The organism is Paenibacillus luteus (genome assembly GCF_006542765.1).
GTDB classification, from domain to species: Bacteria; Bacillota; Bacilli; order Paenibacillales; family Paenibacillaceae; genus Pristimantibacillus; species Pristimantibacillus luteus.
The window spans coordinates 319,086-342,551 of the sequence record NZ_SKCD01000033.1; the positions used below are offsets into that span (position 1 = coordinate 319,086).

General features: G+C 45.6%; 15 protein-coding genes. 10 read left to right on the forward strand and 5 right to left on the reverse strand.

The genetic code is table 11. The features are described 5' to 3' along the window. Window positions 1-23: 23 nt before the first annotated feature. Window positions 24-281 (reverse strand): hypothetical protein, encoded by a 258-nt coding sequence (locus E0496_RS23660; protein WP_141504220.1) that lies wholly within the window; start codon window positions 279-281, stop codon window positions 24-26. A 266-nt stretch (window positions 282-547) separates the two neighbouring features. Between E0496_RS23660 and E0496_RS23665 the strand changes: the two genes are divergently transcribed. Together E0496_RS23665 and E0496_RS23670 are read left to right on the forward strand one after the other, a co-directional pair. After that, window positions 548-1,363 carry an ABC transporter ATP-binding protein gene (locus tag E0496_RS23665; protein ID WP_141504221.1) on the forward strand — a complete coding sequence of 272 codons (816 nt, stop codon included), beginning with the start codon at window positions 548-550 and terminating at the stop codon, window positions 1,361-1,363. A 14-nt stretch (window positions 1,364-1,377) separates the two neighbouring features. After that, window positions 1,378-3,210, forward strand: a complete 1,833-nt coding sequence (locus E0496_RS23670) for an FtsX-like permease family protein (protein ID WP_141504222.1) — start codon at window positions 1,378-1,380, stop codon at window positions 3,208-3,210. Here E0496_RS23670 and E0496_RS23675 read toward each other — a convergent pair. From E0496_RS23675 to E0496_RS36955, 4 genes are all read right to left on the reverse strand, one after another. Beyond that, window positions 3,181-4,425, reverse strand: a complete 1,245-nt coding sequence (locus tag E0496_RS23675; protein WP_161601532.1) for a serpin family protein — start codon at window positions 4,423-4,425, stop codon at window positions 3,181-3,183. The two genes, E0496_RS23670 and E0496_RS23675, sit on opposite strands and share 30 nt — an antisense overlap. 213 nt (window positions 4,426-4,638) lie before the next feature. Then, entirely contained in the window at window positions 4,639-5,346 is a 708-nt protein-coding gene (locus E0496_RS23680; RefSeq protein WP_141504224.1) for a glycosyltransferase family 2 protein, read from the reverse strand. Between the two features lie 7 nt (window positions 5,347-5,353). Next, entirely contained in the window at window positions 5,354-7,189 is a 1,836-nt protein-coding gene (locus E0496_RS23685; RefSeq protein WP_141504225.1) for a glycosyltransferase, read from the reverse strand. 157 nt (window positions 7,190-7,346) lie between these two features. Continuing rightward, a complete protein-coding gene (locus E0496_RS36955) occupies window positions 7,347-9,629 on the reverse strand; it encodes a BclA C-terminal domain-containing protein (RefSeq protein WP_141504226.1) in 2,283 nt (760 codons plus the stop codon). Between the two features lie 287 nt (window positions 9,630-9,916). Here E0496_RS36955 and secD point away from each other — a divergent pair, with 287 nt between their 5' ends. The 8 genes from secD to E0496_RS23730 all read left to right on the forward strand — a co-directional run bounded on the left by secD (window position 9,917) and on the right by E0496_RS23730 (window position 23,450). Beyond that, a complete protein-coding gene (secD, locus tag E0496_RS23695) occupies window positions 9,917-12,130 on the forward strand; it encodes a protein translocase subunit SecD (protein WP_141504227.1) in 2,214 nt (737 codons plus the stop codon). A gap of 18 nt (window positions 12,131-12,148) precedes the next feature. Continuing rightward, the gene (gene secA / locus E0496_RS23700) at window positions 12,149-14,524 is read left to right on the forward strand and encodes a preprotein translocase subunit SecA (protein ID WP_141504228.1); all 2,376 of its coding nucleotides are present in this window, start codon (window positions 12,149-12,151) and stop codon (window positions 14,522-14,524) included. Window positions 14,525-14,661: 137 nt separating this feature from the next. Further along, entirely contained in the window at window positions 14,662-15,915 is a 1,254-nt protein-coding gene (locus tag E0496_RS23705; protein WP_206669842.1) for a glycosyltransferase family 2 protein, read from the forward strand. Between the two features lie 376 nt (window positions 15,916-16,291). After that, window positions 16,292-17,245 (forward strand): ABC transporter permease, encoded by a 954-nt coding sequence (locus E0496_RS23710; protein WP_141504230.1) that lies wholly within the window; start codon window positions 16,292-16,294, stop codon window positions 17,243-17,245. An 18-nt stretch (window positions 17,246-17,263) separates the two neighbouring features. Further along, entirely contained in the window at window positions 17,264-18,169 is a 906-nt protein-coding gene (locus E0496_RS23715) for a carbohydrate ABC transporter permease (protein WP_141504231.1), read from the forward strand. 86 nt (window positions 18,170-18,255) lie between these two features. After that, a complete protein-coding gene (locus tag E0496_RS23720; RefSeq protein WP_141504370.1) occupies window positions 18,256-20,118 on the forward strand; it encodes a type 2 periplasmic-binding domain-containing protein in 1,863 nt (620 codons plus the stop codon). A gap of 172 nt (window positions 20,119-20,290) precedes the next feature. After that, on the forward strand, window positions 20,291-22,042 hold the full coding sequence (locus E0496_RS23725) for a sensor histidine kinase (RefSeq protein ID WP_141504232.1): 1,752 nt from the start codon (window positions 20,291-20,293) through the stop codon (window positions 22,040-22,042). Next, window positions 22,035-23,450: a response regulator transcription factor gene (locus E0496_RS23730; RefSeq protein ID WP_141504233.1), complete on the forward strand. Its 1,416-nt coding sequence runs from the start codon at window positions 22,035-22,037 to the stop codon at window positions 23,448-23,450. Before E0496_RS23725 ends, E0496_RS23730 begins: the two co-directional genes overlap by 8 nt. Window positions 23,451-23,466: the final 16 nt, after the last annotated feature.

Sequence of the window (23,466 nt, forward strand, 5' to 3'; positions counted from 1 at the left end):
TTAAGGATTGAGGTTTTTTGCTGTTATTTTTTATCTGTATTGGTGTCGTTGCCCTCGTGCTCTTCGGACTCGCTTGCCAGCGGTTTGCTTCCATCCGGACTTATGCGGGATTGGCGCATGTACGCTCCCTCTCTGATTTTAACAACTTCCCCTTGTATATCGGGTTGTTTGTCATCCGTTTTTTCATTTCTTTGTGTGGTGAATTCAAATAAATTTTGCGATTTAATGGCCTTCGTTCGTTTGACGAAGTTCGAGTAGTGATTTCCAGAATCGTTGCTCATATCTTCACATCCTTATTTTGTTAGGCATTTGATTTTCATATTGGAACAATAGATTCAATCTTTGTAGTGGGTGGCTGCGCGGTCTAGCGATCTACATCTCTAACTTTACACTAATCTAAGCAGAATGGCGATTCCGACCGCTGAATATTAAGAAAAACTTTAAGAAATCTTTATTGTTACCTTATGTATGCCGTAGGCGTCTTCTTTATAGTAAGAAGCATGGACGACGTTCGGATAACGCCGAGACAGAAGGGGATGCAAAATACATGACGACAACACCTGTTATTGAGATCAGAAATCTATCCAAAATATACGGGGACACAAGCACAAACCAGGTTTACGCTTTGAATAACATGACGTTTATGATGCAACAAGGAGAATTCATCGGCATCATGGGTGCGTCCGGCTCTGGGAAAACCACGCTGCTTAATGTGATCTCTACACTGGATACGCCTTCGGAAGGCACCATTTCGCTCACGGGCACGGATATTACAACGATGAACGCAAATGAGCTTTCGGATTTCCGTGCGCAGCGTTTGGGCTTTATTTTTCAAGAGTTTAATTTACTTGAACATTTGACCATCTACGAGAATATTGCTTTGCCGCTTTCGCTGCAGGATGTGCCGGCGGATGAGATCAAAAGCAAAGTAAAGCAGGTCATGGAAAAACTTAATATTACCGCGCTTGCCGAGCATTATCCAGCGACGGTCTCCGGCGGCCAGCGGCAGCGAACGGCAGCAGCGCGTGCCATTGTCCATAAGCCTGCGCTGCTGCTCGGTGACGAGCCTACAGGTTCGCTGGATTTGAAAAATGCGGTCAGTCTGCTGGAGACGATGAAGCGTTTGAATGAAGCGGACCGGATCTCCATTCTGATGGTGACCCATGATGCATTCAGCGCAAGCTACTGCAGCCGCATTCTGTTTATCCAAGACGGGGAGCTGGTGAAGGAGCTTCACCGGACGAGCAGCAGGGAATTATTTTATAAGCAAATTTTGGATGTGCTTGGCGATTACGGTTCTGCGGCAGCGGCAGCAGGCGCTGCGAATGAAGCGGGCCAAAGGCACGATTCAGAGAGGCACTGAGGTGAGGGAATTATATGCTGATTAAACTTGCCATAACGGGCATGAAGAGCAAACTTAGGGACTATATTGTGCTGCTCGCAGGGCTTGTCATGTCCATATCGATTTTTTATATGTTTCAGACGATGGCTTGGAACCGCAGCTTTACGGAGGAAAATGCGGTTATTAATTCCATTCAGCTTGTTTACGTATTGGGATCGTTTCTTCTCTCATCGATTACGCTATTTTACATTTTATATGCCAATGGTTTTTTGCTTTCGCTTCGCCAGCGTGAATTTGGGTTATACATGGTCCTTGGCGCGCGTAAAAGCAAAATACGCTCACTGATGTTCATCGAAACGTTTGCGGTTGGACTAATCTCGTTGGCAGCGGGTTTAGCGATTGGTTTTGGGTTGTCTGCCCTTGTAGGGCGGCTGATGGCAGGACAGCTTGCTGTGAGCCTAACGGCTTACCAGGCGGTGTATGGTCCGGCGATTCTGTTTACGATTTTGTTTTTTACTATTCTTTTTGGTTTGTCTGCGCTTTGGAACCAACTAAAGCTGGCCCGTTTGCAGGTGCTTCAACTTATTCATGGACAATCGCAGGCAGACCGGCTTTGGAAAAGCAGTGGTTGGAAATGGGTATTAGGCATCGCCGGGCTAATCGCTTTGGGATTAGGCTACTTTTCCTTGACCTTTATGGAGCAACTGCGGGAAATCGGGTTGTTTACGGCCACGATCATGACACCACTGGGCACGTATTTTCTGTTTATGGCCTTGCTGCCGCCATTTGTAGCCATGCTTAAAAAGAGAAACCGCTTGCGCGGCATAAAAGCCTTCACTTTCGGCCAATTGAGCTTTCGTATCAATGGTTTAACGAAGCTTCTGGCAACCGTAGCGATGCTGGTCGCATTGGGTGCTGGCGCTATTGCGGGAGGGATGGCCTTCGTTAATGATGCGAAAATCAAAAGTCAGGGCTATAGCGTCTATGACACCATCGTGACTGACCCGTCTCCGGAAGAGGAGGGAGTGCTTGCTTCCATCCCTTTTGCTGAGAAGCTCAACTATCGTTATAAGGTAGATGGAGTGAGGCTTTATTATGCCAGGGATGATCTTGAGACTCAGCCCCCGCTTATCGAGGCTAGTGATGGCCGGGGAAATGGCGGGCAGTTCAATCGAATGACCGAACCGTTGCCATCCGGAACCGAAGAAGACGAAACTTCCTTCAGCTCGGAATGGCAAAGCTTCATTTGGAAAATATCGCCTGATCCGCTGCTCGAATACCAGATTGTCGAGGAAGCAGCGTTCATAGCGATTCCCGTTAGAGAGCAAGCTGTAACGATTGGCAAAACAGACGATTTCCTTGCTCATCGCTCAGCGTGGGCAGCGCTTGATGAGCTGAAGTCAGGCAAAAATAAAGACGAGTACATGACTTGGAGCAAGTATCAATATTATCAACATACGCTAGGCAGAGCGAGCGGGACCTTTTTTATGGGTTTTTTCCTCGGTATCGCGTTCTTGGCTATGATGGCAAGCTGCCTGATGTTCAAAGTGCTCTCCGGCGCGTCCAAGGACGCTCAGCGTTATAGCATGCTGAATAAAATTGGCGTTAGACGTGAGAAGCTGTCTCGCTCCATTTACCATGAACTCTTCCTTGTCTTTTTGTTTCCGGGAATTGTAGGGCTCCTGCATGTGCTGGTCGGAATGAGGCTGTTCGCGTTTATTCTGGTTGAGCCGTATTACAAGCTTTGGATACCGCTAGCCTTATTTGGTGCTATTTATTCCGCGTATTATCTTTTGACGGTGAAGCTCTATCAAAATTTGGTGCTGCCAAGCTGTAAGCTAAAGCGTTTCTACAGAGCCTACAAATAGGAGCGCCCCCGAATGCAGATCCTGTATAGCAAAAAGGAAGGGGCGATTGATAGCCATTTCGAAGCTTTTGGTTGGTATAGCGCTTCCTAACTCCATACCGATTTGGGTGACGGCTGCGGCCTCTGTTCCTTGCTCTGATACATCTATAACCGTTTTATGGACAACTTGGCTAATGAAAAGCTTGTCGACGCCACTCGTTTCGGCTAGTTCACTGAAATCTGCTTGCTGTGAGTCAAAGGGTAAAGCCATGCCCATAGCGCTTATGGTATCTGCCAGATTATAATGGCTTTCCAGCTTAAATTTGGGCAATGCTATTTTGCCGGACATATGTTCCATGCGCTTGGTCCAGAAATCAGGCTGCGCGAGCAGCTCTTTGGCAAGAGCGGATTTGTCTGTCTCTAGCTGTGGCAGGATAAGGAGCATGCCCATTTGGCCTTTGCCGTAAGGCAAACGGATGGACTGATAGGTATCGGTTTCCTGATACTCAAAAGAGCCGCCTTGATGCATGAAAGGCACTTGAGCGAGGCTGCCGTCTGCATTCGTAAAATCGTCCTCTTTGGTGTTTTCTGGCTTAAACGGCGTCTGCCACGTCCCGTCAAAGTATAGGGCATTGATTAGCATGAGCTTCGTCAGCTTCGGTACCTGCTCATCTAGAATGGTAGGGATAAGCCCTTCCGTCTGCTGCTTAACCCAATCGTTAATTTCCTTGCGTACGGCGGGAGTAGCTAGTTCCCGTTCATGGAGCTGTGCTGCGTAGGCTGCCGTTACACGGTCAAGATATGGCTTGCGGAAAGGCCAGCCTTTCTGCAGCCAGAGGGAGTTGGCCATCGTTAGTTTAATGTCCGGGCCTGGCTGTAGGAGCAGCTCTCTCAGCTGCTGCTGCCCGCTATTAAGCGCCTTTTCGGACAAACCTTCGATATGCAGCACTTTCGACATCTGATCGCGCGTCGCGCCAGCTGCTCCATTCACGGTCATGGCAAATGCTTGCATGATGCTCACTGGAGAGAGAGCAACATTATTTCCAGTGTCCTTTGCAAGGAGTTCACTGGCGAGCTCAAGTCCAAATCTATTTGATGCTTCCACAACCTGCGTATCTGATTGCTCGGCGAGCCGGGCGCGTTCCTGTATGGTTATGGTCTTTTTCTCTGGCTGCCCACATGAGGTTATTAACAGTATTGTAGTTATGGCAAGTAGTAGTGATTTGCTGCTTTTCATATCGCTATCCCCCATTTTATGGAAACATTATCTATTCAAACGGTTTGTCAGCTGGAAAGGTTGCGAAGGAGGGGGAGGTGTGTTTGCGGGTTACTATTTCAATTAGATCAGATTGAATTTTTGAAATGAAAACGAAAAGACCTATGGTAAAGAGTAATAGCTCTTTACTATAGGTCTTTTCTATCGGATTGTTATTTGCATGATAATGCTTTGTCATTCGACCCAATCCACAAGAGTGGGATGCTCATCGAGAATGGATTTGTATTGTTCGAGCCAGCCAAATTTTCCTTCCGGATCAAGCCGTATGTATCTATTGTATTTCTCTAAGCGATCCTTAGGATTAGCCCAACCCATATGTTTTAGCCTCAATGCTGATATTTGATTGGGTAAACTATATATATTGTCAGGATATCTTCCACAGTGTTGTGCTGTTTCCAGCCATTTGTACTCAAAATCGGGTTTGTAACGAAGTAAAAATGGTCGATAATAATGATGGGCCTGCCAGTAATGATCTTCTCTATAACTTGTCGAACTCCAAAAATCATAGAGTCGAAAGGAATACAAGTCCACTTCTTCCTGCTCGATTAGCGAACCAACTTCATCCATGAATTGAGCTTCAAACAACTCATCTGCGTCGAGATTCAGAATCCATTCAGGTTTTGTAAGCAAGGTTTCTTCCCATTGTTGTTTGCGGAGAGAGATTTCATTATTAAATTTGGAAGTTGTGTTGCGCACTAATTGGACGGGCAAATCCTTTAAGGCTTCCAAACAGATATCAATAGTATCATCGGTGCTGCCGTCATCAATGATAACGGCATTATCTATAAATGGTCTGTGCTGTTTCAATGCTTGTTTTAAATACCTTCCACTTTCATTACGAACGATCATGGATAGAGTAAGTCGAGGTTTGCTGTGTCCCATAAAATGGTTACTCCCCTTTTTGAATTCGTTGGTAGAGGTAAGCACGATTAGATAAAATCCTCTTGTCATTTGGTATATACTCTGCAGCACGCTCATTCTCCTGATACGCAAGCTTGTAGTCACCCAGTCGATCATAGCAGACACATAGTTGCAGATGAGGAAGCCAAGTCCAGCAGGAATGAAGCAGCAAAGCACTTGAATCAGTTGGCATGTCAAGCTCGGTTGCTAAACGATACCAGCAAATAGCTTCCTGATAACAATTTTCCGATAAATAGAATTGTCCCATTCGGCAGCAGTTTTCAGCGCGTGGTAGAGCATATGAAAAGGATTGTGTTGCTTTTAGTTTAGCCTGATTTAAGCGTCCCAGATTAAAATAACATTCCGCTGCACGGCCGCACGCGCCAATCTGATCCTCAATCCAAACCTCTGTAAATTCCAATAGTTTCTCATATTGAATAGCAGCCGATTCCCACTCGCCATGATCGAATAGTTCGTTCGCGTAATAATAGGTATCTCGTGGACTCAAAATGACATTGCTGCTCATCTTCGATTGATAGATTTGAAGATTACGGGAAGAAGAGTTATGTACGCGGCTATGAGTTACAGCAATATCGCTATTTATAATCGTGCCCTGAACTTGTAAATATTCATGTACAATGCCAATCCATCGAAAACCATTTGTGCGACGAACCAGCCGATTGCGACGCAAGCTGCTTGTCACATTTCCATACTCATCCCGATTTAAATGGTAATGCATCGACACAGAATCAGCATGAAGAGGCATAGCGGAAAACAATTCACTTAATTTCTCACGATCCTGTTGCAAGATCACATCGTCTGCATCCAGCCAAAGTATATATTCTTGGGTAGCTTGGGTAAAGGCATAGTTACGTGCTCGGGAAAAATCGTCAACCCATTGAAAATCAAATATGCGGCTAGTAAAGCGAGCGGCGATTTCTTTTGTTTTATCAGTCGAACCAGTATCAACAATATTAATTTCATGAACAAGATCAGCTACACTGCTCAGACAGCGCTCGAGCGTTTCTTCTTCATTTTTGACAATCATACAAAGGCTCACGGTTACAGGCTGTTTAAAATTTAAAAGCAATTCAGTAAGATCGGCTCCCCATTTATTGATCCCTGCTTGTCGGTTGGCTTCTAGTTGTTTGCTATACCAAGAAGGGTTGTGCTCGAATAACGGGGGAGGCGAAGTAAAATGAACGAAGCTTTCCTTTGAGATATAAAGATAATAGCCTTCTTTTAACGCGCGGTAACATAAATCATCGTCTTCATAAGATTCCAATGCAAACCTTTCGTCAAATCCACCAAGATGTTCGAACATTTCCTTGCGGACCATTAATAAAAAGCTCAGCAGTCGTGTCGTTCGTTCCGAAGCGCCTTGAGGAGCGAGGGCAGCTTTGCGATCTGCGATTGTCATCTTTAGTACTGTGCCGATGTCGGTAGAAATATTTTGGCTTCCGCTAATCCCATTGCTAAGAGGGCCAGTTATGGCAGCACGGGGATACTCGTCAAGAGTTTTATTTAGTCCTTGCAGCCATTGTTTTGTTACGATTACATTATCCCGAAGGAAGACAATTCGTTCATTAGATGCCAAAGAGGCTCCTAAATTATAGCCAGCCGCAACTCCTAGAATAACTGGTGTTGTTATCATTCGAATAGATGTATCCATTTGCTCTTCAAGCAGATTTGTAATAGCTGCGGAGTTTCCGTCATTTACGACAATGAGCTCATAAGGGAGCCTCGTATGTTTGATAATGTTAGTTATACAAATTTTTAGTAAAGGTGCATGTTGTGCAAGTAAGACTATTGTAGTAGCTCTCATTCATGCCTCCTGGTACAGTCATAGTGATATGACTAGTTTAAGTATTATTGAATCTCTATCGAATAAAATAAACTGCCCGCGTTGATTACATTATGTTTAATGTAATCTTCGCAGGCAGTATTTATTTTTGACCAATGACTAAAGCTTAGAAAGCTTTTTAGCTGAGCTTAATAATCGTCATAGAAGCGCCATCAGCAGAAGGGGTGAGTGAAACAGCAGCTAGAGCACCAAATAGCTGTAAACTTAGAATATCACCTGCATTAAGATTAACAATAAATGAATTGCTGTAATGGTCACTTGTGGTATTATTTTTTATAGCACTTGCTGTTATTTCTGAACCATTATTCATAACCCTCGTGTTTAACATAATTGCATTAGTGAGATTAATGTCGTATTGAATGAAATAGGTTCCGCTCTGGATGATGGTGAAACTATCCATATTATTATAGTAGACAGCAGAACTAGTAATTATCCCATCGGTCATTGGAACATTCGAACCGCCTAAAAGAACCGCGATTGTGCTACCGCTAGTATTGCCTGCGTATGCATAACCGGAGCTGCCTGAACCCGTAGCTCCAGTAGATCCGGCAGGTCCAGTAGCGCCGGTAGCCCCTGTCGCCCCAGTAACGCCGGTGGCCCCAGTAGCACCCGTAACCCCAGTAACGCCGGTGGCCCCAGTAGCGCCGGTGGCCCCAGTAACCCCAGTAGCACCCGTAACCCCAGTAGCGCCGGTGGCCCCAGTAACCCCAGTAACCCCAGTAACCCCAGTAACGCCGGTGGCCCCAGTAACCCCAGTAGCGCCCGTAGCGCCGGTGGCCCCAGTAGCACCCGTAACCCCAGTAGCGCCGGTGGCCCCAGTAGCACCCGTATCCCCAGTAGCTCCAGTAGCGCCTGTGGTACCAGTAACGCCCGTAGTGCCAGTAGCGCCTGTGGTGCCAATAGCGCCCGTGGTGCCAGTAGCGCCCGTGGTGCCAGTAGCGCCCGTGGTGCCAGTAGCGCCCGTGGTGCCAGTAGCGCCCGTAGTGCCAGTAGCGCCCGTAGCGCCCGTAGTGCCAGTAGCGCCCGTAGTGCCAGTAGCGCCAGTAGCGCCCGTAGTGCCAGTAGCGCCCGTAGTGCCAGTAGCACCCGTATCCCCAGTAGCTCCCGTAGCGCCTGTGGTACCAGTATCACCCGTGGTGCCAGTAGCGCCCGTGGTGCCAATAGCGCCTGTGGTGCCAGTAGCGCCCGTGGTGCCAGTAGCGCCCGTGGTGCCAGTAGCGCCCGTGGTGCCAGTAGCGCCTGTGGTACCAGTAGCACCCGTAATGCCAGTAGCGCCCGTAGTGCCAGTAGCTCCCGTGGTGCCAGTAACGCCAGTATCACCAGTAGCTCCCGTAGCGCCAGTATCACCTGTGGCTCCATTATCACCAGTAGCACCTGGTGTACCTGGTACTCCAGCGGACCCGGTAGCTCCAGTTGCACCAGGTACGCCGGCAGAACCCGTAGCGCCTGTTGCGCCAGTAGCTCCGGTTTCTCCTTGTTTAGTAAGCTTTTGTAGTTGAGCTGAGAATTGTTCTTGTGATAAAACTTTATCGGTTACTTCTATCATTTCTGCATGATTTCCGTTAATAATCATGGAAATGGATTGTCCAACACTTAACTCGGAAAGTTCGATAGAATTAGCTTTTTTCCCAAAAAACAAAGTTTTGTCGGATAAATTGTATGTAACAGTCTCATTACCTGATTGAATAACAAGCTTTCCATCTCCAATGGAAGAAATGACGCCAAAACGGACCTTCTGTGAGACCTCCGAAGAATCAGTAAGTAGATAGGGAAGTGTAGCATTCAATATTTTGGCCATTTGAGCACGCGTTACGTGACCGAGAGGTTTGAATTCTTGATTTGGAAATCCTTCCACAATTTTTAGTTCGTTTGCAATATTAATCGAGTTAAGGAGTTCTGACGAGATTTGGTTTTGATCCACAAAGGAAGCTGGAGAACCGATTAATTCATCCAATTGGTTAGCTTCTTTAATTGCCCTCACAATGAGCTGGGTGACCCATTCTCGCGTAGACGATTGTCGGCCCCAAACAATTCCATCAATGGCTGTAAGTTCGGATTCATTAATTAGCCCTAGTTCTATACCGAGTTTAACATGCGCTTGTGCCCACTGGTCTGCTGGAAAGCCCGAAGCATCTGATTTTAATAGATTTTCTGCATCCATGAGACGGAGCGTCATGATTAGAGCTTCTTGATGTGTCACGTCGTCTTGTGGACTAAAGGCCTGATCTCCCCGCCCTTGTATGACTTCTAGTAAATTCATTTGTGTAATTTGCTTTTGAGCCCACGGTACATGTTGAAGATCGTTAAACAGATCTTTGGCAGACGCAGCAGCCTGAGCTGCATTTGATAAAATTAAGGTGGCACTAAGGCCTGTCATTATGGCACGTTTTTTGTTTTTCACTTGCTCATTTCCCCCATTAATAAGTGTTTTAGACTAATCAAGTTATTGATTACCTTCTCTTGAAATACTCGAACTTGCTTTTAACTACGGCTGTTATAATACATTGTAATTCTTACCAAATATCCGTATTCGACAATTGGTGACAATTTCCTGCTAACTTTAAATATGAATATGACTAAAATATGGACGATTTATGAAATTCATAGACGAAAAAATTATCTGTTTTGTTGAATAAACGTATATGTTATATTGATAGCATTCTGAACAGAGTAAGGAGATTGACTGTAATGGTGGTTAAAAGAGTTACCGCTTTTTGCATAACAGTATTTCTGACACTTATTCTTATTGCATTTACAATGTCTGATATTGTCGCTCAGGTGCGGCTTGGCTTGGACTTAAAAGGCGGCTTTGAAATTTTATATGAAGCAGCAGCGGTAGAAGGTGGAAATGAGGTTACTCTGGATAATTTACGGCAAACAGCCAAAAGCTTGGAGAAGCGTGTTAATGCGCTTGGAACTGCCGAGCCTGAGATTTGGACAGAAGGAACTAACCGAATTCGGGTCCGGCTAGCAGGTGTAGATAATGAAGCGAAGGTAAGAGAGTTGTTGAAAAAACCTGCGGAGTTAACTGTTACGGGACCAAATCATTCTGTTGAGCTGATAGGTACCGATTTCATAGAGGGTGCAGCTAAAGTTGTTTATGACGATATGAGAAAGCCTAACATTCAAGTGGAAGTTAAGGATAAGGCTCGCTTGGAAGAAATATCTACTAGATTGTTAAATCAGAAAATAAGTTTTAATCTGGATGATAAAATACTTACGGATCCTGTCGTTTTGGCTGTTATGACCAATGGATTGTTGCGAATAACGGGGAACTTTACTTTTGATGATGCGCATGAACTTGCGGACATTATAAATATGGGTGCTCTTCCTCTACAATTGACAGAGAAATTTAACCAATCAGTAGGTGCATCGCTAGGCAAGCAGTCGCTTCACCAGACGCTGCAAGCAGGGGCTGTCGGCTCCGTACTTATTTTTTTATTTATGCTTATTTTTTATCGAATTCCAGGTTTAGTCGCAAGTTTGACGCTCATTACATACAGCTGGCTTCTATTATTATGCTTCAATTTACTGCAAGCGACGATGACTCTGCCAGGTATCGCTGCTTTTGTTCTGGGCATCGGTATGGCAGTGGATGCGAATATTATTACCTATGAACGTCTCAAAGAAGAATTGAGGACGGGAAAAAGCTTGCTGTCATCCTTAAAAGCAGGTTCTAAACATTCATTTCGTACAATTATGGATGCTAACGTAACTACGTTAATCGCTGGATTCGTGTTGTTCTCATTGGGCTCCGGCTCGATCAAAGGTTTTGCTATAACGTTGATTTTGAGCATAGGACTTAGTATTTTGACTAATGTTTATTTCTCTCAATGGTTGCTTCGCATGCTTATAAGCTCAAATCTCTTCAGAGATATCCGTTGGTTTGGTGTAAAACCTGAGCAAAGGACGAATCGGAGTGAAGCGGTTGAACTTCCAACGCTTCATCGTTCCTTCGATTTTGTGAGCCGGACAAAAATGTTCTTTTGGACGTCCATGATCGTGACTATTTTAGGGGTTATAAGTCTTCTCTATCAAAATATGAACTATGGAGTTGATTTTAAAGCAGGCACTGCGCTTGATATCATATTGCCGGACCCAGTGAGCCAAGAGGAGGCTGAAGCGCTTATACATAGGGCTGGATACGAGCCTTCCATTTTAACAGTAGGCGGTTCAAATCAAGATCATGTTTCCATGCGATTCGATGAGGTTTTGAATCCAGATGGTCAGGATTCTTCGAGGATAATTTCCAGTTTTTCTTCCGTTTTTGGAGAGAAAATTGGCAAAGAAGAGAATACGGTAGATCCCGAAATTGCAAGAGAGTTCGCTGGTAAAGCTGCTTTTGCCGTATTACTCTCTAGTTTAGGTATTCTATTGTATTTATGTTTCCGTTTTGAATGGCGTTTTGCCATGGGCGCGATCATTGCATTGCTGCATGACGTATTTTTTGTAATCAGTGTATTTTCTTTTTTTCAACTTGAAGTGAATCTCCCTTTTATTGCGGCAATGCTGACAATCATCGGTTATTCCATTAATGATACGGTTGTCATTTTTGATAGAATACGCGAAAATATGCGTTTCACACGTGCAAGCACTGCCGAGGATTTAACCCGTATTGTGAATATAAGTATTAATCAAACCTTGACTCGTTCCGTAAATACAATTGTATGTGTATTGTTTGCTTGTATCGCGATTTTGATCTGGGGCAGTGAATCCATTCGATTATTCTCTCTGGCAATGACGATTGGACTGCTAGTAGGGATGTATTCTTCCATTTATATAGCAAGCCAGATTTGGCTAGTGTTAAAGAAACGTGCTCTAAGGAGACAAAATGTCTCTAATAACTCGGGAGAAACACAATATTATATGACTCCATTACAGACGAATTACGATGATAATTAGAATGGAAGGGACATTCCGATGATTCGAATGGTAAAGAGGATTTTTGAAGATAACAATGAACGTGAAGTGCGTCGTTTGTCTAAAATAGCAGCAAAAATTGATTCCATGGAATTTAATATCTCCAAGCTGGATGATGATCAGTTAAAAGCCAAAACAGCAGAATTTCAAATGCGACTAAGTAAGAGAGAACAGTTGACTGATATACTTCCTGAAGCATTTGCTGTGGTTAGAGAAGCATCTAGGAGAGTATTGTTCATGAGACCCTTTACCGTACAAATCATGGGTGGGATAGCGCTTTTTGAAGGCAAAATCGTTGAGATGAAAACAGGAGAAGGAAAGACGCTGGTCGGAACGCTCCCGGTATATTTGAATGCGCTGGCTGGAAATGGCGTCCACGTCGTAACGGTCAATGATTATCTTGCTCAGCGTGATAGCAGGGAAATGGGGCAGTTGTTCCGGTTTTTGGGTCTTAGCGTAGGCTGTACGCTTAATGGCACTGGTCTTGAAATGAAACGGCGTGCATATGCTTGCGACATTACTTACGGAACATGCAGTGAGTTCGGATTTGATTATTTACGCGATCATATGGCACTTTTTGAGGATCAGACCGTACAACGTCCCCCTAATTATGTAATTATTGACGAAGTAGACTCTATTCTCATTGATGAAGCTCGTACCCCGTTAATTATTTCCGGAAAAGCTCAGAGATCCACTTATCTCTATAATAAGGCAGATCGTTTTGCTGGTCGTTTGGAAGAGGATGATGATTTCACAATCGATTCCAGGATGGAAACCATTGTTCTTACAGAAGCTAGCGTTAGGAAAGCGGAGCAGGAGTTTGAGGTGGACAATCTCTTTTCGCAGGAGCATATGCTTTTAAATCATCATATCAATCAGGCATTACGTGCTAGGCATATGTTAAAAAGAAATGTGGATTACGTAGTGCAAGACAATGAAATACTCATCGTTGATGAGTTCACTGGACGCTTGATGCTCGGACGTCGTTACAGTGATGGTCTCCATCAAGCGATTGAAGCAAAAGAAGGGCTTGATCTTCAGAACGAAAGCATGATGCAAGCTTCAATTACGCTTCAAAACTATTTTCGCGTATATCCAAGGCTCGCGGGAATGACAGGTACAGCTAGGACGGAGGAAGGGGAGTTCAAACATGTCTATGGACGTGATGTTGTTGAGATTCCAACAAATCGGCCTAATATCCGCAAAGATCATCCTGATGTCATCTACAAAACAGTAAATGGAAAATACAAGGCTCTCATTGAGGAGATTACACGCCGTCATAAGTGTGGACAACCCGTGTTGGTTGGGACAGTGTCGATTGAAGGCTCAGAGTTTATTTCGGCCGCACTTCACGAGAAAGGAGTAAAGCATAGAGTACTTCATGCTATGCTTCATGCGGAGGAAGCCGAAATTATCCGGAACGCCGGTCAGCGCGGTGCCGTTACTATTTCCACAAACATGGCGGGGAGAGGCACAGATATTAACTTGGGCGATGGTGTACCGGAACTCGGTGGTTTGCATGTGATTGGGACGGAGCGACACGAGAGCCGTAGAATAGACAACCAGCTGCGTGGGCGCGCTGGAAGACAAGGAGATCCAGGTTCTACGCAATTTTATTTATCAATGGAAGATGGACTAATGCGCAGGTTCGGGTCGCAGCAGTTAACGGATATGTTAGAGAAATATGGTTTTTCAGAAGAATTACCGCTCGAAGGAAGCTTAATTAGTCGCAGTATTGAATCGGCTCAACGTATTGTGGAAGGGGCCAATTTTGAATCTCTTAAGATGGTTTTGCAATATGACGAGGTGGTTAATCGGCAGCGAGAGAGAATATATCGAGATCGAGAAGAAATTCTTCAGTCAGACCATATTCGAGGAATCGTAATTGCAATGATTAGATCGCTTGTTGAGCGAGTAGTCGATAAGCATTGTCCAAGTGAAGAAATTCCAGAAAAATGGGATATATCCTTATTAGCTGATTATGTGAACCTTGTTTTATTTTCAGATGATCAAATTTCTTCCTCACAATTGTGGGGAAAAGAAAAGGATGAAATCATACGCTTTTTTATGGATATGATCATAGACGTTTATGAAGAGCGTGAAACACGAATTGGTAAAATCGCAATGCGACAATTCGAAAAGTTTATCGTGCTGCGTGCGGTTGACAGCAAATGGATAGATCATATTGATGCGATGGACCAGCTGCGTCAAGGTATTCTATTAAGGGTTTATGGAGGCAATGATCCGCTTCAAGAATATCAGTTCGAAGGACATGAGATGTTTCTCGACATGGTAAGGAGGCTGGAAGAGGAAGTATGCCGCTATATTATGAAGGTGAAAATTTCTGAGAACGTACGACCTGCTCATGCAGGATAATCCTTTCGGGTAATATAAATTGCTAATGAGGTAGAATGATGAGCATTCCTAAAATTTTAATAGGCAGCCCTATCCGGCAAAACCCTGCCATTTTAAAGCTTTTTCTGGCATCGCTCCACCAAATGGAGAAGCAGGGCATGAAGGTGGATTATTTATTCTTCGATGACAATACCGATTCGCATTCCTCATTTATATTAAATGAGTTTGCTTCTACAGAGCAAAATATTAAGATTCTCTCTGTTTCACAAGAACAAGATGAAGTGTATCAGTGTGATGAATATATGCATCATTGGAGGGAGTCTATTATCTGGAAGGTTGCCGGGATGAAAGACAGAATCCTGGAGATAGCGAGAGAAGAGCTGTACTCGCATGTTTTTTTTGCTGACTCGGATCTCATTTTTCATCCCGAGACATTAAAGGTTCTTCTACATACAGACAAGGATTTAGTATCAACCGTTTTCTGGACGAAATGGCAGCCTGAAACAATTGAAATGCCCCAGGTTTGGTTGCATGGAGAGTATGATCACTATCCTCTCATTCGGCAGAACGCACAGGATAATGAGCAAAAAGCAATACAAGCCCAACGGTTCTTTTTCAAGTTGAGAAAGCCCGGCTTATACGAAGTAGGGGGATTAGGAGCGTGTACCCTGATTAGCAGAAGCGCGCTTTTTAAAGGAGTTAGTTTTGCTGAAATAAAAAACTTGAATTACTGGGGGGAAGACCGCCATTTCTGTGTGCGAGCTGCTGCATTGGGGCTTAGCATGTTTGTAGAGACGAGCAGACCAGCCTATCATATTTACCGAGAATCGGAGCTTGCGGGTGTCGAACGTTATTATGAGAGTTGTTTAAGGGGCCCTGACGAAGCTTCAGCTGCTCCTCCAACTGAATCTATAAATCACTTTTATCAACAAGCAATGGAACTATTATCTTACGGATATGAAGCAGCTGCGATGGAAGAATTCAGGTTATATATTAATACAGGAGCAGGGGTTACGGAGAATCGTGTTCGGGTGATTTTGGAACTGGATGCCTACTATGGCAGGTGTGGGCTGGTACAGCAAGGAAGGGTTATCCTATTGGAAGCAGTAAAAACGTTGAGCAGAGCAGAACTATATTGTAGGCTCGGTTCAAAATCTATGGATTTGGAAAGTTGGACCGAGGCGGCAGCATGGCTAAAGGCGGCAATTGCATTGCCACGTCCGGAGAACTGGGAGGCGTCCTCTGTAGCGGAGGCATGGACGTGGTTGCCTTATATTCAGTTGTGCGTTTGTTATGTAAAGCTGGGTGAGAATAAATTAGCTTTCGAGTATAACGAGAAGGGGTTATCCTATCATCCAAAGCATCCAACTATGCTTTCCAATCGAGATATGCTTGTTCGAATGCTAGCATAAAGGAGCACTTAACAGGGTTTTCTCCTATAATCAACTGTGTCAGAAGTAACTTTGTTAAAACATAAGTCAGTGCATTTATAAGTGAAAAGAGCATCTCCTTGTTCGCCAGTTTTGTTGGCGCGAGGAGGGCTCTTTTTTTGTCTCAAGAATTTTTCTGAAAGTAAGAAAATGGTTCACTAAGGTAAGAAATTCGTCCGCTACTTCATGACGAGATTCCCTCATCCGAGGACCGCTGTCCCTCTCGCCAAGGCCGCATATCCCTTTACACTGAAGGAAGAAAGCACAGCCGCAGCAAGCCTAGTGTAAATAGCAGTAAGCGCTTACTGCGAAAGGCTGCGGCCTATGCGGGGCAACCATTTCAAGCAGGGGGGATCACATGAAGACGGTCATCCGTCCACAAAGCTCATTGTCGCGCAGCAGCGGCAGCTACATTCCGGACCGTTACCGGCTGTTTCTATTCGCGCTTCCTTTTCTCGCTCTCATTCTGGTGTTCAGCTATTTTCCTTTATACGGCTGGCTCTACGCCTTCTACAATTACCGTCCGGGTTTTTCATTATTCGATACGCAGTTCGTCGGCTTGCAATGGTTCCGCTCGATCGTGTCCAATCCGACTCAAACACAGGAAGTGCTGCGGGTCATGCGAAATACGCTCGCCATTAGCGGACTCGGGATTATAACCTCGGTATGTCCCGTCATTTTCGCCATATTGCTAACGGAAATCAAAACGACCTGGTACAAAAAAACGGTTCAAATTTTTACGACGCTACCTAACTTCATCAGCTGGGTGCTCGTCTATGCGATTGCTTTCATGATGTTCTCGGTCGATAATGGCGTGGTGAACAAGGTTATGATTGGACTCGGTCTTCAAGATGGCGGGGTTAACTACCTGGCTTCCAGCGATTTTATTTGGATCAAAATGACGCTTTGGGCGCTCTGGAAAGGGCTCGGCTGGGGTGCCATCATGTATATTGCGGCAATCGCCTCGATTGACCAGGAGCTGTATGATGCGGCGAAGGTGGATGGAGCAAACCGCTTTCGCATGATCTGGCATATTACCGTACCGGGCATTCTGCCAACCTATTTTGTCCTGCTGCTGCTTTCCATTGCGAACCTAATCAATAACGGAATGGAGCAATACTTTGTCTTCCAAAATGCGCTGAACCGCGACACGATTGAGGTTCTCGATCTCTACGTCTACAATACCGGCTTGCTTGGCTTCAACTTCTCGTTCGCAACGGCAGTCAGCATGCTGAAGTCAATTATTAGCATTGTTTTATTGTTTTTCGCCAACCGTTTGTCCAAGCTTGTCCGCGGCGAATCGATCATTTAATCGAAGGGGAGGAAGCGCATGCGCTCGCTTAGACAACAGCGGTACGGCGATTTGTTGTTCAATGCTTTAAACTATACGTTTTTTGCAGTCTTTATGGTTCTCTGCCTGTTCCCGTTCTATTACTTGTTCATCAATACGATCAGCAGCAATGATCTAAGCTCAAGAGGACTCGTCACCTTTTATCCGAAGGTGATTCATTTTACGAACTATATTGAAGTGCTCCAAGTGAAAGGACTCTCTCAGGCAGCGCTGATTTCGGTCGGAAGAACGGTCATCGGGACGCTGCTTACCGTCATTGCCTCGGCTTTTCTCGGTTTCCTATTTACGAAACAGAAGATGTGGGGCAGACGGTTTTGGTACCGCTTCGTCATTATTACGATGTATTTTAACGCAGGCATTATCCCGTGGTACATCATTATGATGAATCTGAATTTGACGAACAATTTCCTTGCTTATATTTTGCCGTTTATCGTTTCGCCGTTTTATGTCATCTTGGTTAAAACATTTGTAGAATCGATCCCGGAGGTGCTTCAGGAGTCGGCAGAGATGGACGGAGCAGGGTATTTGACGGTTTTCTCCCGAATCATCTTTCCGCTTATTACGCCGATTGCAGCGACGATTGCGATTTTTGCAGCGGTCAGCCAGTGGAATTCATTTGTGGATACCTTGTTTCTGATGACGGACAGCAAATATTACACGCTTCAGTTCGTGCTCTACAAATATTTGAACGAATCGACCTCTCTGGCAGCCATTATAAGAAATTCGCAGGGCTCGGGCGGAACGATCGATTTGACCAATATGCAGACGGCGACTTCTGTGCGAACGACGGTATCGATGATCGTTGTGCTTCCGATCCTATTCGTTTATCCGTTTTTCCAGCGTTATTTTGTGAAGGGCATTATGATTGGTGCGGTTAAAGGGTAAACCCATATATCAAAGTGACGACCTCTGCCTGGAGCATGAAGGGAGGTGAGCGGAGCAAACGTCTGGGAGAAGGGCAATTGTTCCAAATGAGTACACCTAATCCAAAGCAAGTACGATTGAATGCGTATTTTTCTAAAAAAAGGGAGGCCACCGCATTGCTATCCATCCGTAAATCCTTGGTTGTCTTGTTGGCGCTCGTGCTAGTAGTAAGTACGGCAGCCTGTACGTCGAGCAATAACAATAATAAGACGAAAAATCCTGATAGCGGTACCGCGACAAGCAAGCCTACGGAAGGTACGAAAGATCCGGAGCCCGAAGTGAAGGAAGAAATCACCCTAGACGTTTTCTCCATGCTCTCCAACTTCTCCGGTGAGCAGACCGGCTGGTTTGCGAAAGTGATCAAGGATAAATTCAACATTAAGCTGAACATTATTGCCTCTAATCTGGAGGGCGGCGGAGATACGAAGTTCGCTACGATGATGGCTTCAGGCGATCTTGGCGACCTTGTCGTGTTCGGCGATGACGGAGAGAAATATTTGACTGCGATCGAAGCGGGCATGCTCGTCGATTGGACGAAGGACGGCTTGCTTGATAACAAAGGGAAAAATATTCTTAAATACGCGCCGAAGGCCATTGAAAAGAATAAAGCCAACTTTGGCAAAGGCTCCAGCGTATACGGCATCGGCTTCGATGTCGGCGATGATAAGCCAGGCCCATCAGAAGCGAAGGATTTGACGTATCACCCGAACCTGCGCTGGGATTTGTATGAGAAGCTGGGTCGTCCAGCGATCAAGACGATGGAGGACTATCTCCCCGTGCTGAAGCAAATGCAAGAGCTGGAGCCAAAAAGCGCAACCGGCCGTCCAACGTACGCCTTCTCGATGTGGGCAGATTGGGATGGCAATATGATGGTCGCAGCCAAGGCATGGGCCGGCTTGCACGGTTTCGATGAGGGAGATGGATTCAACCCTGGCGGCTTCTCGCTCGTATCCGGCGACAAGGAAGAAATTCAAGGCGTGCTCGACGAGGATGGCTACTATCTTCGCGGCCTCAAGCTTTATTACGATGCGAATCAAATGGGGCTGGTTGATCCGGATTCGATCACTCAGAAGTTCGATGACGTTGTGAATAAAATGAAAGACGGCCAGCTTCTATTTACTTGGTTCCCTTGGCTGGATGATACCTACAACACAGCTGAGCATTTGGCAGAAGGCAAAGGCTTCGCGCTCGTGCCATTCGACGAGGAGCGGACATTCTCTTACGGTTACGATCCTTATGGCGGCCAACGCGTATGGGCGATTGGTTCCAAGGCGAAGCATCCTGACCGCGTGCTGGAATTGGTCGATTGGCTTTACAGCCCAGAGGGCATGATGATTTCCACGAATGGACCAGAAGGCTTAACTTGGGAATTAAAGGATGGCAAGCCGGTGCTAACCGATTTCGGCGTTCAAGCGCTTCCAGCTAATGATTCTCCTGTAGCGGCGGAATTTGGTGGCGGCTCGTATAAGGATGGCATGAATCAGCTTAATAATACTTCCTTTAAAAATACGAACATCAACCCCGATAACGGCGATCCGTACGATTACAACCTATGGAACTCCGTTCTGGAGAAATCGCCATCGAAGCTGGAACAAAGCTGGCGCGATGCAATGGGCGGAGCTTTGACGGCTAAGGAATATTTGGAGAAAAACAACAAGCTGTCGGTTCTCAAGATGATTTTCACTGGTACGCCGCCTGAGATTAGAAGTCCGGAGCTGGAACAGAAACGCGGACAGGTCGCAGATGTCATCAAGCAGTATTCCTGGAAAATGGTGTTTGCCAAAAATGAAGCGGAATTCACGAAGCTTCGTGGCGAAATGATCGATAAGGCGAAGGGACTTGGCTACGATGAAGTGCTTGCCTTCGGTATCGAGCAAAATAAAAAGGTATTCGAATACCGTAAAAAGTAATTGGCTTACTGCTGGATAACAGCAGGAGACGACCCGCCTATGTGCGGGTCTTTCTTTCTCCCGCTTGGTTTTCTCGTTGCACAATACGAGATCAAATTGTAAGATTAGAAAAAAAGAAAGTTTTTTCCAATCGTTAAAGGACAGAGCTTCGGCAAGGAAGCAGGTGGGCAGCATGGCTTTACAATCGGTCTCGCAAATGCGTCATCGCACAAAATCGCTTAGACGGACGCTTATCCTCTATCTCATGATCGGCTGCTTGCTGCCGCTGATACTGGTCGGCGTTCTTACCTATTTCTCGATCTATTCCATTTTGGCGAACAAAATTCAAAGCGGGATCAGCGCAAGCCAGCTTCAAGAGGCCGTCAGTCTTGAAAACGCTATCAACAATCTTGATTTTGCATCCAAGCAGTTTGCGCTTGATGGGCAGATTGTGGAGGAGGTATCTACTTTTATTTTGGAGAAGCAGGTATCAGCTAAGTCACAAATGATGAGCTCCATTAACGAGAAGATCAATTTAGTCAATTTTACGAACCCCTATTTAGGGCTTACCGCATATATCATGCCAGAAGAGGATGACCCGGTGCTGTTTTCCAATCTTAGCATGAATACCACAATCGACATCGATGCGCTGCCGGCGTTTATTACCTACAATGGTGCCAACTATTCCGGCCCGCATAAGACGTTATACAGCACTAGTGAAAATATCGTGTTTTCGGAACGCCGAATTGTACGTGTACAAGGCGATAAACAGGTCTATATTTATTTGGAAACGAACTATAATTTATTCCGAGACTTATTGAAGCAGCAGTCTTATGGAATGAAGGTCGCCCATTTGCTCGTAAACGAGCAAGGGCGTGTGACGTACATGGAGGAGACGGCTTTGCCGGAATATATCCATCAGGCAGCGGAAAGCGGCTCATCACTTCCTTATGAGGAGCTCGAAGGTTATCATTTGTTCCGCTATACCAGCAAACAGGGCTGGACGTTGATCACGACGGTCAACAAAAGTGTGTACAACAGTGAGATCTATTCTTGGTTCAAAAAAATGATCATATTAGCCCTGTCCACGCTCTTGTTCGCAATACTGTTAGCTTGGACGATATGGAAGCAGGTATATGGGCCGCTGCGCAAGGTTAATGTGGAGATTGTTCGTTTAGCTGAGAACCGAACAAGTCCAGTTACGTTTACTCATGTCGAGGAGTTTGATTTCTTGCTAACCAACTTTCAAGAAATGAAGGATAAAATTAACGGGCTCATTACGGCTGTTACGGAAAACGAAAAACAAAAAAGCCAATTCGAGATTGAGAAGCTGCTCAGTCAAATTAATCCTCACTTCCTGCATAACACACTAAACACGGTTCAGTGGCTGGCAAGGATGAATGGACAGAAGGAGATTGATAAGCTCGTCACCTTGTTAGTTAAGGTGCTTCATTATAATTTAGGCAAGCAAAGCTTGATCGTCACGGTTAACGAGGAAATTGAGGCAATGACGAATTATATGCAGCTGCAGCGCATTCGATACGATTATGAATTTGATTTTCAATTGGACGTGGATGAAACGATGCTGAGGGTTGCTGTTCCCCGTTTTTTGCTGCAGCCGCTCGTAGAGAATGCGATCTACCATGGCATGGGTGACCGAGCAGGGAAAATTGTAATACGGATTGCACCATTTAGCGTGGGTCAAATGCTGCTTTGCGTTGAGGATAATGGCTCGGGCATGGCGCCAGAGAGGATCAAGCAGTTGTTGTCGGGGGAGGGCGAGGCGAAGCGGACGGGCCTTGGAATAGGACTCTCTTATGTAAACCGCATGCTGAAGCGTTTCTATTGCGATCAAATGGAGTTTCGTATCGATAGCGAGTTGGAGGAGGGTACACGGGTGTCAATCCTTATTCCGCAAAAATCAAAGGAGGACTTTGATGATTAAAGCGATCGTTGTAGATGACGAGCGGCTGGTGCGCAAGGGCTTTATTTCATTATTTGATTGGTCTTCTTACGGTATTGCCATCGCCGGTGAGGCAGCGGATGGGCGTCATGCGCTCGAACTGCTAGAGCAGACAGGGGCGGAGCTTGTGTTTACCGATATTACGATGCCGGGCATGTCCGGCTTCGAGCTGATCCAGCTCATTAGGCAATGTCATCCGCGAGTTCGTTCCGTCGTGCTCACCTGTCACCATGAGTTCGACTATGTACAAGAAGCGCTTCGTCTTGGCGCGATTGACTATATCGTCAAAACGTTACTGGAGCCGGATAACGCAAACGACGTGATGCGCCGCATTGTGGATCGTCTAGGCTGGGATCAGCATACGCAAAGGGACAATGCAAGGGGAGTGGACAAGGAACGGATACCGGCAGATGAAGGTCTGCTATTGTATGCCTATCTGCCGGATGCGGACAGCAACGAGCTGTTTCGGTTGTCGATTACTAAGCGAAATCCTTTGCTGGAGCTGACAGGCATGTGGGTGATTCCCTTGATCCATTCCGTATCTGAGCAGGAATTGCGGCGTGAGCTAGCTCTAACATTAGGGAGAAGCTGGCGCTCGGTGATGCTGTCAGGGCTGCTGAATCAGCCATTGGAGGAGCTAAAGCGAAAGCTCGAGCAAAGCATGCCTGTATATATCTTTTACAATTACAAATCAGCTACGGCAGAAGGTTGGGCTTGTGTTGAATACGCGCAATTGGTTCAGCTCGCACAGTTAAAGACAAAGCAACCCTCGGTAGAGCCTTCGGATGGCTTGGAGCTGAAATGGTCGTTATATGCAGCGGATTGGGAGCTTTTTCTACGGCAAGTAGAGGAGCAATATGTATTGCCAGATAAGCTTGCACAGTTCGGAGCAGCGCTCTGCAGGGATTGGGGCAGGCTGCTGATGAGTGAGAAGGATGCAGCTTATTTGCAGGGGGATATCGATGGGCTGCTCAGCTGGGAGGATTGGAAAATATGGCTGAGACGTTTCTCTGACATGGTGCAGCGCCGGATGCTGGAGCTCGGCTTCTCCAAAGAGGTCATGTATTGTTTAATTCGTGCGATCCTATTTATGAAGGCGGAGGCTAGTGTCAAGCTGAATCAGACGGATGTAGCGGATCATGTGAAGATGAGCCGAGGTTATTTCAGCCGCTGCTTTGCAAAATTCGCGGGAGAGCCATTCGGGGCCATGTTAAGAAGCATGAGAATTGAACGGGCAAAGCAGCTGCTTATCGAATCGGAGCTTCCTGTTTATGAGATTTCCTATTTGGTAGGCTTCGAGGATGATAAATATTTCAGCAAGCTGTTTCGGGAAAATGTTGGTCAGCTCCCAACGGAATACCGTGCTGCTGCGGCTAGATCTATTCGCTAAGAGGTTAATCCATGAG